General features: G+C 67.4%; 8 protein-coding genes. 5 read left to right on the top strand and 3 right to left on the bottom strand.

Going from position 1 to position 14929, the window contains the following annotated elements; all coding sequences use genetic code 11:
- On the bottom strand, window positions 1–2220 hold a 2220-nt coding region (locus tag QZV72_RS11480; RefSeq protein ID WP_297008604.1), incomplete at its 3' end, for a DEAD/DEAH box helicase.
- Window positions 2221–2382: 162 nt separating this feature from the next.
- Here QZV72_RS11480 and putP point away from each other — a divergent pair.
- Both putP and QZV72_RS11470 read left to right on the top strand, forming a co-directional pair.
- On the top strand, window positions 2383–3996 hold the full coding sequence (putP, locus tag QZV72_RS11475; protein WP_297008601.1) for a sodium/proline symporter PutP: 1614 nt from the start codon (window positions 2383–2385) through the stop codon (window positions 3994–3996).
- Window positions 3997–4043: 47 nt separating this feature from the next.
- On the top strand, window positions 4044–4703 hold the full coding sequence (locus tag QZV72_RS11470) for an HNH endonuclease family protein (protein ID WP_297008599.1): 660 nt from the start codon (window positions 4044–4046) through the stop codon (window positions 4701–4703).
- Window positions 4704–4723: 20 nt separating this feature from the next.
- On the opposite strand, the gene QZV72_RS11465 is transcribed toward QZV72_RS11470, so the two are convergent.
- Window positions 4724–6907 carry a DEAD/DEAH box helicase gene (locus QZV72_RS11465; RefSeq protein ID WP_297008597.1) on the bottom strand — a complete coding sequence of 728 codons (2184 nt, stop codon included), beginning with the start codon at window positions 6905–6907 and terminating at the stop codon, window positions 4724–4726.
- Between the two features lie 97 nt (window positions 6908–7004).
- On the opposite strand from QZV72_RS11465, the gene QZV72_RS11460 reads away from it, so the two are divergent.
- Window positions 7005–8426 (top strand): amino acid permease, encoded by a 1422-nt coding sequence (locus tag QZV72_RS11460; RefSeq protein ID WP_297008595.1) that lies wholly within the window; start codon window positions 7005–7007, stop codon window positions 8424–8426.
- A 141-nt stretch (window positions 8427–8567) separates the two neighbouring features.
- Window positions 8568–10022, top strand: a complete 1455-nt coding sequence (locus QZV72_RS11455) for a glyceraldehyde-3-phosphate dehydrogenase (protein ID WP_297008593.1) — start codon at window positions 8568–8570, stop codon at window positions 10020–10022.
- Between the two features lie 77 nt (window positions 10023–10099).
- On the opposite strand, the gene QZV72_RS11450 is transcribed toward QZV72_RS11455, so the two are convergent.
- Entirely contained in the window at window positions 10100–10879 is a 780-nt protein-coding gene (locus tag QZV72_RS11450) for a hypothetical protein (RefSeq protein ID WP_297008592.1), read from the bottom strand.
- 309 nt (window positions 10880–11188) lie between these two features.
- Between QZV72_RS11450 and QZV72_RS11445 the strand changes: the two genes are divergently transcribed.
- A complete protein-coding gene (locus QZV72_RS11445; protein ID WP_297008590.1) occupies window positions 11189–14929 on the top strand; it encodes a multifunctional oxoglutarate decarboxylase/oxoglutarate dehydrogenase thiamine pyrophosphate-binding subunit/dihydrolipoyllysine-residue succinyltransferase subunit in 3741 nt (1246 codons plus the stop codon).

Raw genomic sequence — 14929 nt, 5'->3', positions numbered from 1 at the left:
GTTGTGGAAGGCCTTCGCCGAGCCGAGCAGTCCCGGATTGCAGAAGTCCATGAGGGTGTGCAGTTCCGACAGCCGGTTCTCCACCGGGGTGCCGCTGAGCGCCAGACGGTGGTCGGCCGGGATCCCCCGCACCGCCCGGGACTGCGCGGTGCCCGGGTTCTTGATGTTCTGCGCCTCGTCGGCGACCACGCGTCCCCACCGCAGCGCGGCGTAGCGGGCCGGGTTGCGTCCCACGGTCCCGTAGGTGGTGAGCACCAGGTCCACAGCCCGGGCGGCCGCCGGGAACCGGTCTTCCGGCACCTTTCCGGAGCCGTGGTCGACGAGGACGCGCAGGGTCGGGGCATGCCGGGCCACCTCGGAGTTCCAGGCCTCCAGCACCGAGGTCGGGGCGACGACGAGTGTGGGGCCGGTGACCTCACCGTGCTCACGCTCCCAGGCCAGCAGCGCGAGGACCTGCAGGGTCTTCCCCAGGCCCATGTCGTCGGCGAGGATCGCGCCGAGCCGGTGGCGGAACATCCACACCAGCCAGTTGAGGCCACGCTGCTGGTGGTCGCGCAGCGTGACAGTCAGAGCCGCCGGCACCTCCACCCGCTCCGGCGGGGCGAGTGCCGGCATCTCACCGTCGCCCTCACAGGGGTGCTGGGCGGCGAGCATCCGGCCGACCCAACCCTCGGCGTCGATCTCGAGGTCCTCGTCGGTGTTCCAGGTGCGGTCCCGGGAGGCGAGCTCCGCGGACAGCAGGTCACCGAGTGTCACCAGCGGATGCGGGTCGTCGGCATTTCCGGCGGAGGTGGCGTCCTCCTCCGTCGCCGCCTGCTGCGCCTGGGTCACCGTGCGGAAGTAGCTCCGCGCCCGGGAGAGGGAATCCCCGTCGAGCCGCACGTAGCGCCCCTTGACCTGCACCACGGAACGCGCCGAGGTGAGCAGGTCATGCTTCTGCAGCGGGGTGAGCCGCTCCCCGTCGACCGAGATGTCCCAGTCGAAGGACAGCACCTGCTCCGTGCCCATGCGGCCCTCCGCCGGACCGGTGCCGACGGGCGAGATCCGGACCTTCACCGTCGGACGCACCGTCGACCAGCCACGGGGCACGAGCACGTCGATGCCGGCGGTGGTCAGCGCCGCTACACCCCCGGACAACAGATCCTCGACATCGGCCATGGTCAGCGCCAGGGACAGGGCCCGGTCCTCGGCGGGGCGGCCGGTCAGTGACGCGGACTCCGGGAACCACACCCCGGTACGCAGCCAGCCCTCCACCGCGGTGGCGGTGTCCCGCAGCGGGGGCCACGCCCGGTACGCGGCGTCCAGCCCGAGGCGCAGCACCCGCTTCTCCCGGTCACCGGCCTCGGAGGCGGAGATCTCCCCGGCCGGGGCGTCATCCACCGACAGCCGGACGCCGAGACGCCAGCGCCGGGCGGCCGGGTCGACCGGCTCAGCGTCCGCGGTCTCCTCGTCATCGTCACTGTCGTCCGCCGCAGCACCCTGCGGCTCCTGCAGCACGAGGACGAGCTTCGTCGAGTCCTCGGTGGCCGAGCGGCGCCAGGCCGCCAGGCCGTCGGCGACGACGGGGGTCAGCCTGCGGTCGGCGTCCCCGGACACCAGCGCGGAGACGAAATGGTTGTCGAAGACGGCGCCGGCCGCCGCCGACCGGTCCTGCAGTCGGGCGACGCACATCCAGTGGACGAGCTCGTCGGCGGCGCGCAGCAGCACGTCCTCTCCCCCGTTGAGGGTCAGTACCACCGGGCAGTACGCCTGGAACTCCCGCAGGGTCCGGTTGTGCGCCCCGGAGGACGACACGCACCACACGGGGAACCACTGGCCGTCGGCGAAGTGGAGCTTCATCATGACCCGGCCGGTGTCCACGATCTCCAGGAGGAGCTCGTAGAGCCGTACGAACCACACCGTCTCCGCACTGAGCTGTTCCCGGTCCCCGCCCCCGCGCAGATACGCCGAGAGGGTGCCCAGCACGACGAGCGCCTGCTCCGGGGCCCATGCCTGAGTGTAGAGGGAAATCTCACGGACCTGCCCTTTCGGGGTCGCGACCCGCATCCCGTCACGACGACGCAGCGCCCTGGATCTCACCAGCTCTACGAGAGGTGAATCCAGGTCACTGTCGCCCACCGCGGCACCGTCGACCACCACGGCGTGGCCGTCGGTCCGCTCGACCCAGAGGTGGAGACCCCGGCCGGCGAGCCACAGCAGATGTACCCGGTGTTCAGTCACTCTCCTTGTGTACCACGCGGACCGGACAACGGACCTGCCCGCCTGTGCCGAACCACTGTTCGACCCGAGAAGACAGACATATCGCCGCAGAACCTCTAGTGTGGTCGGCAATGACTTTTCATCGACTGAAATCTGTACCGACGACGCACGAGGAGGACAGTCATGAGTGAACAGACCTGGTTCATCATCGCCATGGTGATCTACCTGATCGCCATGCTGGGGATCGGGGTCTGGAGCTACTTCCGGACCGACGAATACGAGGACTACATGGTGGGCGGCCGCGGCCTCCACCCGTTCGTCGCCGCCCTGTCCGCGGGCGCCTCGGACATGTCCGGCTGGCTGCTCATGGGACTGCCCGGAGCGCTGTTCGTCAGCGGCTTCTCCGAGATCTGGATCGCGGTCGGCCTGCTCATCGGTTGCTGGTGCAACTGGAAGTGGGTCGCCCCGCGGCTGCGCAGCTACACGGAGATCGCGAACAACTCGATCACGATCCCGTCCTTCCTGGAGAACCGGCTGCGCGACCGCAGCCACACCCTGCGCATCCTCTCCGGCATCATCATCCTCGTCTTCTTCACCTTCTACGTCGCCTCGGGCATGGTCGCCGGCGGCCGCTACTTCGAGTCCAGCTTCAACGGTGACTACCTCACCGGTCTGCTGATCATCGGCGCCGTGACGGTCCTCTACACCTTCGTCGGCGGCTTCCTCGCCGTCTCGTACACCGACGTGGTCCAGGGCACCATGATGTTCCTGGCGCTCATCCTCGTGCCGACCTTCGCCATCCTGAGCATGGACAACCCCGGTGACATCTTCAGCTTCCAGCTGAACGAGACCTACGGTGACGCGGCGAACGAGATCGCGGCGAACTCAAGCTGGTTCAACCCGGTCAGCGGCGTCGGATTCATCACCATCGTCTCCGGTCTGGCCTGGGGTCTCGGCTACTTCGGCCAGCCGCACATCATCGTGCGGTTCATGGCGATGCGCAAGCCCTCCGACGCCACCGCCGGCCGCCGCTGGGGCGTCAGCTGGATGGGTCTCTGCCTGGTCGGCGCGGTCTTCATCGCCATCGTCGGCCCCGCCTTCTTCGCCCAGACCTCGGACGCCTCGTTCTCGGACATCACGAACTACGAGACGAACTTCCTGGACATGGCGAAGGTGCTGTTCCACCCGTTGATCGCGGGTCTGATTCTCACCGCGGTGCTCGCCGCCATCATGTCGACGGTCTCCTCCCAGCTGCTCGTGGTCGCCTCCGCGCTGGTGGAGGACATCTACGCCGGCCTGATCAACAAGTCGGCGACGGACACCACGCTGAAGAACCTCTCCCGCGCGATGATCATCGTCGTCGCGATCATCGCCGCGCTGGTCGCCCTCGACCCGGACTCCGCCATCCTCGGCCTCGTCGAGTTCGCCTGGGCCGGCTTCGGCGCCTCCTTCGGCCCGGTGATCATCGCCGCACTGTTCTGGCGCCGCCTCAACGTGCCCGGAGCGGTCGCCGGCATGGCCGCCGGTGCGGTCGTCGCCTTCATCTGGGGCGGCCTGCCCCAGTTCAACGTCATGGACAAGCCCTTCGGCCTGTACGAGATGATCCCGGGCGTCCTCATCAACGTCCTGGTCATGGTCATCGTCACGCTGCAGACCAAGGAGCCGGAGGCCGAGGTCGTCACCGAGTTCGACGAGGCCACCCGCCTGGCCCGCCTCGCCGAATCCGATACCGACCTCGACATCGCGAAAGCCCGCGAGCAGATCCTCGCCGAGGACCGTAACGCCGTCACCAGCTGATTTTCCCCGACGTGAACCGGCAGGCCGGTGACGGAGTCCAACACAGTATGCGACTCCCACGACCGGCCTCCGTCATTGTCACGGTGTGCGCCGCCCTCACCGCGACCCTTCTCCTCCCCTTCTCCCGCGACGACGCCGTGACACCCGCCGACGGGGACCGTCGTCTCGTCGGGTCGCTGCTGACCGAGGTCAGGACCGCACCGCGGCGAATCCACGTCCTGGGGTACGACCGCAGTCACTTCGGGGGATGGGCCTCAGCGGTCACCGCCGAGGGGGCACTGTGCACCACCCGGGAGATCGTGCTGCTCACCACGTTCGCCACCGCGTCCCCCTCCCCTGCCGGCGACACCTCGTGCCCCACCGCGGACGGGACAGCCACCGACGTCTACACCGGTGGTCTGATCTCCCCGTCGCAGGTCGAGATCGACCATGTCGTCCCACTGGCCGCGGCCTGGGACCACGGGGCCCACGCCTGGGACCGCGCCACGCGGATCGCCTTCGCCAATGACGTGGACCGGAACCTACTCGCGGTGTCCGCTGACGCGAACCAGTCGAAGAGCGACGGAACCCCCGCCGAATGGCTGCCCCCGGCCGACGGACCCGCCCCCTGTGCCTACGTGGCCCGCTACCTCGCGGTGTCGGTCCACTACGGGCTGAGCATCAGCGCGGCCGACGCCGACGCCGCGCGCCGGACCTGCCGTCTGTGAGCCCGGATCCCGTCACAGGATCAGTCGCGCCGACCCCGGTATCCTCCGCGGTCCCCGCCGCGGTCGTTCCGGTCGTTGCGGTCGTACCGGTCATTGCGGTTGCCGCGCCAGCTGCTGCGTCCACCGTGGTCGCGGTTGCCGTGGTCGCGGTTGCCCTTGTCCCGGTCGAACCGGCCGCGGTCGGAGTAGCCGCCACGGTCGTTGCGTCCGCCACGGTCATCCCGGTCGCGTCCACCGCGTCCGCTGTACCCGCCGCGGCCACCGCCACGACGGTCGCCGTCGCGGTCGTCGCGGTCACGACGGTTGCGTCCGGGACGTCCTGCCGGGGCGCCCGGGTCGGGCTCGATGTTGATCAGCTTGCCGGAGATCCGGGTCTGGTCGAGCTGCTCGAAGACCTCCTTCGGCAGGTCGGCCGGCAGCTCCACGAGGGAGTGCTCGGAGAAGATGCTGATCCGGCCGAAGTCGCGGGAGTTCAGGCCGCCCTCGTTCGCCAGGGCGCCGACGATGGCACCCGGGCGGACCCGCTGACGGTGGCCCACGCTGACGCGGTAGACGGCCAGTTCCTTGCCGTTGCGGTCGGTGACCTTGGGGGCCTCACGGTTGAATCGCTCCGAGAACGGGCGGTGCACGCCCGGGTTCTCATCACCGCGGTCCCAGTCGTCGCGGGTGCGACGCTCACGACGCTGCGGCTCCTGGATCTCCTGGACGTAGAAAGCCTCGCGTCCCTGGATCTTCGCTGCCAGGGCGGCGGCGATGTCCGTGGGTGTGACGTCGTTGGCCTCGGCGTACTCGGTGACGAGCGTGCGGAAGATGTCGACCTGCCTGCCCTTGCGGGCCTCGGTGATCGAGGTGAAGAACTTGTTCTTCCGCGCCTCGTTGACCTCGTCGACCCCCGGCAGCTGAATCTCGGTGGGATGCGACTTCGTCGCCCGCTCGATGTTCTTCAGCATCCGACGCTCACGCGGGGTGACGAAGAGGATCGCCCGGCCGGTACGTCCTGCGCGACCGGTACGGCCGATGCGGTGCACATAGGACTCGGTGTCCCGCGGGATGTCGTAGTTGAAGACGTGGGTGATGCGGTCGACGTCGAGTCCGCGGGCGGCGACGTCGGTGGCGACGAGAATGTCGAGCCGGCCGTCCTTGAGCTGGTCGACGGTACGCTCACGCTGGTTCTGCGCGATGTCACCGTTGATGGCCGCCGCCTCGAAACCGCGGGCGCGCAGTTTGTCGGCGAGCTCCTCCGTGTCGCTCTTGGTCCGCACGAAGATGATCATCGCGTCGAACTCGGTGACCTCGAGGATCCGGGTAAGTGCGTCAAGCTTGTTACGGTGCGACACCATCAGGTAGTCCTGCGTGATGTTGTCGTTGGTCCGCTGCTCAGACTTGACCGTGTACTCTTCAGCGTCGTTGAGGTACTGCTTCGACAGGCGACGGATCGCGGAGGGCATCGTCGCGGAGAACAGTGCCACCTGGCGGGACTCGGGAGTGTCGGCGAGAATACGCTCGACATCCTCCTGGAAGCCCATGTTCAGCATCTCGTCGGCCTCGTCAAGAACCAGGAACCGCAGGTCGGACAGGTCCAGACTGCCCTTCTCCAGGTGGTCGATGATACGGCCCGGGGTACCCACGATGACCTGCGCACCGCGGCGCAGGCCCGACAGCTGGGCACCGTAGGGGGCTCCACCGTAGATCGGCAGGATGCTCACGCCGCCGAGGTGGGCGGCGAAAGACTCGAAGGCGTCCGCGGACTGGAGCGCGAGCTCACGGGTCGGGGCCAGGACGAGCACCTGCGGGTGGCGCAGGGAGGTGTCCAGGCGGGACAGGGCCGGCAGCGCGAAAGCCGCGGTCTTGCCGGTGCCGGTCTGGGCGAGACCGACGACGTCGCGCCCCTTCATCAGGGCCGGGATGGTGGCCGCCTGGATAGGGGACGGCGTGACATAGCCGACCTTCTCCACAGCGGCGAGGATACGGTCCGGCAGGCCCAGGCCCGCGAAACCCGATTCGGCCTCTGTCGTCGTGTCCTCTGCAGAATTTTCTTCGGTGACATCCCTGTCCGCGGTGTTCTCGGAATCGTCTGCGCCCACGTTGTCACCGACACCCGGGGTGTTCTCCACCGGGGTCTCGAGCAGATCGTCCAGAGTAACCGTCGACTGGGAGGTGTCCGGCTTGTTGTCGTCGCCGGAAACGTTCTCAGTGTCAGTCATTAGCCCCATCGTACGGTGCGGGTGTGATAAAAGCGATTCGGAGGATTCTACCCCGAACCGAGCCCGTGGAACAGGGCCCGGCGCGCCACCATCTAGGATGACCTGCGTGACTGACACCTCCGAAGACACGGCCCGGCAACTGCGCCGGACACTTTCCCACCGGCACATCCACTTCATCGCCCTCGGGTCCGCCATCGGCACCGGCCTGTTCTACGGGTCCTCGGACTCCATCGGGGCCGCCGGGCCGGGCGTCGTCTTCATGTACCTCCTCGGCGGCGCCGTGGTCTACTTCATGCTCCGCGCCCTCGGCGAGATGGCCGTGGCGACGCCCGTCGCCGGATCCTTCGCCGAGTACTGTCGGCGGTGGCTCGGCGACTGGGCCGGGTACATCACCGGCTGGATGTACGCCTTCGAGATGATCATCGTCTGTCTCGCCGACCTCACCGCCGTCGCCCTGTACATGCAGTTCTGGTTCCCCGGGACGCCCAGCTGGGTCTGGGTGTCCGTCGCCCTCGTCATCGTCGCCGCGGCCAACCTTGCCAGTGCCCGCTGGTACGGCGAACTGGAATTCTGGTTCACCCTCGTCAAGGTGGCTGCCGTCGTCGCCATGATCGTCGCCGGGGCTGCCATCCTCGTGTTCAACGTCGACACCGGAGGCCAGTCAGGTATCGACAACCTGTGGAACGACGGTGGACTGTTCCCGAACGGGGCCTCAGGTCTGCTCAGCTCACTGATCCTCGTCCTCTTCGCCTTCGGTGGCACCGAGACCATCGGGGTCGCCGCGGGCGAGGCGAAGGACCACGAGACCTCCATACCCAAGGCGATCAACACCGTCCCGGTGCGCATCCTGCTGTTCTACGTCCTCGCGATCCTCGTCATCGTCGCCGTCATCCCGTGGCGGCAGATCACCGGCGAGGAATCCCCCTTCGTGCAGATATTCAGCAGCCTCGGCATCGGCTGGGCAGCCGGCCTGCTCAACGTCGTCGTCCTCACCGCGGCACTCTCCGCGATCAACTCCGACCTCTACGGTGCGGGCCGGGTCATCTTCGGAATGGCCCGTGAGAGCCTCGCACCGCGGGTTTTCGCCAGGCTCAGTCCCCGCGGTGTCCCGGTGACCACCGTCGTCGCGATGGTCCTCGTGCTCATCGTCGCGGTCGCCCTGCAGCTGGGCAACGACACCGCCGCAGACCTCTTCGCCGACATCGCCGCCCTGGCCACCTTCGCCACGGTCTTCGTCTGGCTCATGATCCTCCTGGCCCACCTCGCCAGCCGGTACGGCTGGGGCGGCCGCGAGCCGGTGGAGCCGGCGAACCTGAAGTTCCGCGTCCCGTTCTGGCCCTGGGGCCAGTATCTCGCCGTCGCGGTCATCCTCCTCACCTTCGGCACGATGTTCTGGCTCGCGGACTTCCGTTCCGCCCTCGTCGCCGGAGTGATCTTCACCGTGGCCATGACCCTGCTCTACCCCCTGACGAAGCGCGGGACGCCGCAGGGGGTGGGGGACGCCCGCACAACCCCGTAAACAGACAGGCGACTAGGACGCGTTGTGGGGTCTGAACTACCGTAGGGGTGAACCGGCACCACACCCGGGACCCCACCCGGTCCCCGCCGCGTCCGGACACTGCCCGTCAGATACCGTCTCCACGACAGGAACAGGACCCCCATGACCGCACAGGCCCCCGCCAACCAGAGCGACTGGAGCGAACGCATCGCGCTGGCGCAGGAGATCCTCCCGCTGATCACCCGCCTGCACAATGAACACAACGTCGTAACCTCGATCTTCGGGCGACTGCTCGTCAATGTCACCGACATCGACATCATCAAGAGCCACCGCTACGCCCGACTGGTGACCGAGCGGGAGCTCCCGCTGAGCGCCACTCTGCCGATCCTGCGGGAACTGGTCGAGATGAACCTCGGCACCGCCTCCATCGACCTCGGCCGCCTCGCCACCGGTTTCGAGGCCGAAGGTGGGGACCTGCGCGACTACCTCGACCGCGAGCTCGCCGACATCCTCGACCAGCACTCCGAGAAGGCTCCGGTGGACGTCGTCCTCTACGGTTTCGGACGCATCGGCCGCCTGCTGGCCCGTATCCTCATCTCCCGTGAGGCCACCTACGGGGGTGTCCGTCTGCGTGCCGTGGTGCTGCGCAGGAAGAGCTCCGACGACATCGAGAAGCGTGCCAGCCTGCTCCGTCGCGACTCGATCCACGGCGCCTTCGACGGGACCATCACCGTCGACGAGGAAAACGGGATCATCTGGGCCAACGGCACCGCCATCCAGGTCATCTACGCCTCCGACCCCGCCGACATCGACTACACCGCCTACGGCATCAACGACGCCATCGTCGTCGACAACACGGGCGCCTGGCGGGACCGGGAGGGCCTGTCGAAGCACCTGGAGTCCAGGGGTGTGTCCAAGGTCCTGCTCACCGCCCCGGGCAAGGGCGACGTCAAGAACATCGTCTACGGGATCAACCACGGTGACATCACAGCCGACGACCGTGTGCTGTCCGCAGCGTCCTGCACCACCAACGGCATCACCCCGGTACTCAAGGTCATCGACGACCGCTACGGCATCGTCCACGGCCACGTCGAGACGGTCCACTCGTTCACCAACGACCAGAACCTCACCGACAACTTCCACAAGGGGCCGCGCCGCGGCCGCGCCGCAGGACTCAACATGGTCCTCACCGAGACCGGCGCCGCCAAGGCCGTCGCCAAGGCCCTGCCGGAGCTGGCCGGCAAGCTCACCGGTAACGCGATCCGCGTCCCCACCCCCGATGTGTCGATGGCCGTCCTGAACCTCAACCTGGCGAACGAAACCACCCGCGACGAGGTGAACGAGTACCTCCACAAGGTCGCGTTGCACTCCAACCTGCGGCAGCAGATCGACTACATCAAGTCCCCGGATGTCGTCTCCTCCGACTTCGTCGGCTCGACCCACGCCGGCATCGTCGATGGTCTGGCTACCATCGCCGAGGGGAGGAACCTCGTGCTCTACGTCTGGTACGACAACGAGTACGGATACTCCAACCAGGTCATCCGCATCGTCGAGGACATCGCGGGTGCACGGCCCAAGGTGTACCCGGTCCGCATGGAGCCCGCTGAGCTGGTCTGACCCCCGGGGCACCCCCGCCGACCCCCGCCCGCCCGTCCGGATCCCGGACCGGCGGGCGTCATTCCGCCCGGAGCCTGTCAGTCCTGCGCAGGGTCCGGATCGTCGCCGTCGGCGTCCTCCCACAGATCCTCCAGAGGCACGAGCAGCTCCTCCCAGGCCACCGCCTGCTCCTGCGCCACGAAGAGCACGTCGAAGAGACGGTCGAAGTCCCGGTAGGACCCGAGTTCCAGCACTTCCTCGGTCATGTCGGCGATGTCGTGCACGAGCCCCTCCAGCATCCGCTGGCGGTCCGCCTCGGACGCCCGGGCGGCACCGTCGACGATGTCCTCCGGATCCGGATCCTCCTCCTCGTCCCAGATCTCGGCGACCGCCTGATCCATGAGGTCCTCGAAGTCCTCCCCCAGGGTGACGAACCGCACCCGGGCGACCGGGGTGCTCTCCTCCCCCTCGAAGGTGACGACGATCTCGGAACTCTCCCCGATCTCCGCGCTGACGGTGAGCGCGTCCACCGGATCCTGCACGAACTCCAGGTCCGAGACCCGCGGGTCCGCACCCTCGATGAGGTCGCGCACCGTGCCGACCACCAGATCGGTGGCGACGTGGCGGGCGACCGTGGCGACCGCGTCCTCGACCGAGAACACGACACCGACCAGTGCCGCCTCGAACTCCTCGTCATCCTCGGCGACATCCGCCATGGCGAGGAAGACATTCGCCCCGGGGATACCGGTCCCCCCGGTGATGTCGACGAACTGAACCTCGAGATCCTCCGACACCGGGACGAACAGGGTGCCGTCATTGACACGGGACTCGATCCCCTCGGCATCGAGTGCTTCGGCGATGTCCACATAGAAACCCACGAGGGGAACCTCCTACGGTCCACTCCGAACGGGTCTCGCCCCGGGCACGTCACCCGGGCACGCCGTCGGAACCGTCACCCATGCTAGCCGACCGGCTACGGGGGTGGCACGGCCACGGCACCCGCGCAACTCGGACGGCACTCCGTCACGGGACCGGTGCGCTGTCACCCGCCGGTCCGAAAAACTGCTGTGGATATAATGTTTCTCCGTGGTTCCGCCGACAACCCCTGCGACATCGTGGTACAGGACACATGTAGTAGGGTGGTTGGTCGAGATTGACAACATCATGAAATGAGGCGAGGACCTGCTGTGAACAGCTCCAATTTCGGTTCCAACGAATGGCTGGTCGACCAGATGTACCAGCAGTTCAAGGAGGACCCGCAGTCCGTGGACAAGGAATGGCGGGACTTCTTCTCGGACGGGCAGACCACCGGCACAGCCACCCCGGTGCCGGTCACCGCTCCGCAGGACGCGCCCGCGACAGCCCCGGCAGCCACCCCCGCAGTCACCCCGGCCGCCACTGTCGCCTCTGCCACCGCAGCGACGACCCCGGTCGCGGCGCGCCGCACCAGTGCCGCAGCGACCATCGCAGCCAACGTGGCCCCGTCCGCCAACCCGATCCCCACCCGCGTCGCGCCACCGGCCCCCAAGGGTCCCGCCGAACCGCTCACCCCGGGTGAGGCGCCGCTGAAGGGCGCGCAACGAGCCATCGCGAAGAACATGGACGCCTCCCTGACCATCCCGACGGCCACCACCGTCCGGGACATGCCGGCGAAACTCATGTTCGAGAACCGCGCCATGGTCAACGACCACCTCCGGTCCCAGGGCCGCGGCAAGATCAGCTTCACCCACATCATCGGGTGGGCGCTGATCAACGCCGTCAAGGCACATCCGACCATGAACAACAGCTACGCGGTCATCGACGGCAAACCGGCCGTCGTCACCCCCGAGCACGTCAACCTGGGTCTGGCCATCGACCTGGTCTCCAAGAACGGCAGCCGGAACCTGGTCGTCGCTGCTATCCGTGAGTGTGAGACCCTCTCCTTCGAGGGCTTCGTCGACGCCTACGAGGACATTGTGGTCCGGGCCCGTCAGGGCAAGCTGACGATGGCGGACTTCTCCGGCGTCACCATCCAGCTGACCAATCCGGGCGGCATCGGCACCCGCCATTCCGTGCCCCGTCTGACCAACGGCCAGGGTGCGATCATCGGTGTAGGCGCCATGGACTATCCGGCTGAGTTCGCCGGCGCCTCCGAGGACCGCCTCGCCGACCTCGGAGTCGGCAAGCTCGTCACCGTCACCTCCACCTACGATCACCGCATCATCCAGGGTGCGGAGTCCGGTGAGTTCCTGCGCGACATGAGCCGTCAACTCATCGACGACGACTTCTGGAACGGGATCTTCCTCTCCCTGCGCGTTCCCTACGCCCCGGTCCGCTGGAGCCAGGACATGCCCGACAGCGGCGTGGACAAGTCCACCCGGGTCATGCAGCTCATCGAGTCCTACCGGGCCCGCGGCCATCTCATCGCCGACATCAACCCGCTGCACTGGACCCAGCCCGGCCTGCCGGTACCGGACCACTCCGACCTTGACATCGAGAGCCACGGCCTGACCCTGTGGGATCTGGACCGTAGGTTCCACGTCGGCGGATTCGCCGGCCACGAGACCATGACCCTGCGTGAGGTCCTCGCGACCCTGCGCAAGGCCTACACCCTCAAGGTCGGCTCCGAGTACACCCACATCCTCGACAAGGATGAACGCCTCTGGCTGCAGGAGCACATCGAGGCCGGTCAGCAGAAACTCTCCAATGCCGAGCAGAAGTACCTTCTCCAGAAGCTGAACTCCGCCGAGGCCTTCGAGAACTTCCTCCAGACGAAATACATCGGTCAGAAGCGCTTCTCCCTCGAGGGCGCCGAAGCCCTCATCCCGTTGCTGGACGCCGCCGCGGACCAGGCGGCCGAGCAGGGCCTCGAAGAGGTCGTCATCGGTATGCCGCACCGCGGCCGTCTCAACGTCCTGGCGAACATCGTCGGCAAGCCCTACTCCACGATCTTCGGCGAGTTCGAGGGAAATATCGAGCCCGCCGCCGCCGGTGGTTCCGGTGACGTGAAGTACCACCTGGGCACCGAGGGCATCTACACGCAGATGTTCGGCGACAACGACATCAAGGTCACTCTGACGGCCAACCCCTCCCACCTCGAGGCCGTCAACCCGGTCATGGAGGGCCTGGCCCGCGCCCACCAGGATCTGTCCCCGATCGCCGGCCAGCGTCCGGTCATGCCGATCCTCATGCACGGCGACGCGGCCTTCACGGGCCTGGGCATCGTGCAGGAGACCATCAACATGGCCCAGCTGCGCGGCTACTCCGTCGGCGGCACCGTCCACGTCGTGGTCAACAACCAGATCGGTTTCACCACCACTCCGGACCGTGGCCGTTCCACCCACTACGCCACCGACATCGCCAAGGGCTTCGACTGCCCGGTGTTCCACGTCAACGGTGACGACCCCGAGGCCGTCGTGTGGGTCGCCCGCCTGGCTGTGGAGTACCGTCGCAAGTTCGGCAAGGACGTCTTCATCGACATGGTCTGCTACCGTCGCCGCGGCCACAACGAAGCCGACGACCCCTCGATGACCCAGCCGGAGCTCTACAACATCATCGAGGACCGTCCGACGGTGCGTTCCCTCTACCACGACACCCTCGTGGGACGCGGTGACATCACCGAGGAGGACGCCCAGCGAGCCGCCGATGACTTCCACGGCCAGCTCGAATCCGTCTTCAACCAGGTCAAGGAAGGTGTCAAGGATGGGGCCGCCCCGGCCGCACAGACCGGAATCGCCGGTGGCCAGGCTCTGTCCACCGGGCTGGACACCTCCATCACCCGCGACGTCATCGCCGAGATCGGTGACAGCTTCTCGGTCGATGCCCCGGAGGACTTCAACATCCACCAGCGCGTCAGGCCGGTGGTGAAGCGCCGCCACCAGATGTCGCGCGAAGGCAACATCGACTGGGCCTTCGGCGAGCTCCTCGCGTTCGGTTCCCTGGCTCGTGAGGGACGCCTCGTCCGTCTGGCCGGTGAGGATTCGCAGCGCGGCACCTTCACCCAGCGCCACGCCATCCTCTTTGACTCGAAGACGAACGAGCCCTTCAGCCCACTGGAGGCTGTCGCACGTGAGGCCGGCAACGGCGGTTCCTTCCGTGCCTTCAACTCCCCGCTCACCGAGTACGCCGGCATGGGCTTCGAGTACGGCTACTCCGTGGGTAACCTCGACGCCGTGGTCGCCTGGGAGGCACAGTTCGGTGACTTCGCCGACGGTGGCCAGACCATCATCGACGAGTACATCTCCTCCGGTGAGGCCAAGTGGGGTCAGCTGTCCAGTGTGATCCTGCTGTTGCCGCACGGCTACGAGGGTCAGGGCCCCGACCACTCCTCTGCCCGTATCGAGCGGTACCTGCAGATGGCCGCCGAGGGTTCCATGACAATCGCGCAACCCTCCACCCCGGCGAACCACTTCCACCTGCTGCGTCGCCACGCGCTGGGCACCATGCGTCGTCCGCTGGTCGTCTTCACCCCGAAGTCGATGCTGCGCAACAAGGCCGCCGTCTCGTCCGTCGAGGACTTCACCGAGGTCACGAAGTTCCGGTCGGTCATCGACGACCCGCGCTTCACGGCGGACACCGCGGACCGTTCCCGCGTCAGGAAGGTGCTCATGTGCACCGGCAAGATCTACTACGACCTGGAGAAGAAGCGCGCCGATTTGGGCCGCGACGACGTCGCCATCGTCCGTGTCGAGATGCTGCATCCGATCCCGCACAACCGGATCCGGGAGACCGTCGTCGAGGGTTACCCGGGGGCTGAGGTCCGCTGGGTCCAGGACGAACCGGCCAACCAGGGTGCCTGGCCCTTCCTGGCCCTCAACCTGCCGGAGCGTATCCCGGGCTTCACCATGAAGCGCGTCTCCCGCCGGGCCCAGTCCTCCACCGCCACCGGTGTGGCCAAGGTCCATCACCTTGAACAGGAGGCCCTGCTCAACGAGGCCTTCGCGGACTAG

The sequence above is a fragment of the uncultured Corynebacterium sp. genome (assembly GCF_902782855.1).
Taxonomy (GTDB): Bacteria; Actinomycetota; Actinomycetes; order Mycobacteriales; family Mycobacteriaceae; genus Corynebacterium.
Note: the sequence above shows the minus strand (reverse complement) of the source record. Positions and strands in the feature narration are given on the sequence as shown.

Coding starts and splice junctions, on each gene's coding strand:
- putP (WP_297008601.1), top strand. CDS start 2,383: ATGAGTGAACAGACCTGGTTCATCATCGCCATGGTGATCTACCTGATC.
- QZV72_RS11465 (WP_297008597.1), bottom strand. CDS start 6,907: ATGACTGACACTGAGAACGTTTCCGGCGACGACAACAAGCCGGACACC.
- QZV72_RS11460 (WP_297008595.1), top strand. CDS start 7,005: ATGACCTGCGTGACTGACACCTCCGAAGACACGGCCCGGCAACTGCGC.
- QZV72_RS11470 (WP_297008599.1), top strand. CDS start 4,044: ATGCGACTCCCACGACCGGCCTCCGTCATTGTCACGGTGTGCGCCGCC.
- QZV72_RS11455 (WP_297008593.1), top strand. CDS start 8,568: ATGACCGCACAGGCCCCCGCCAACCAGAGCGACTGGAGCGAACGCATC.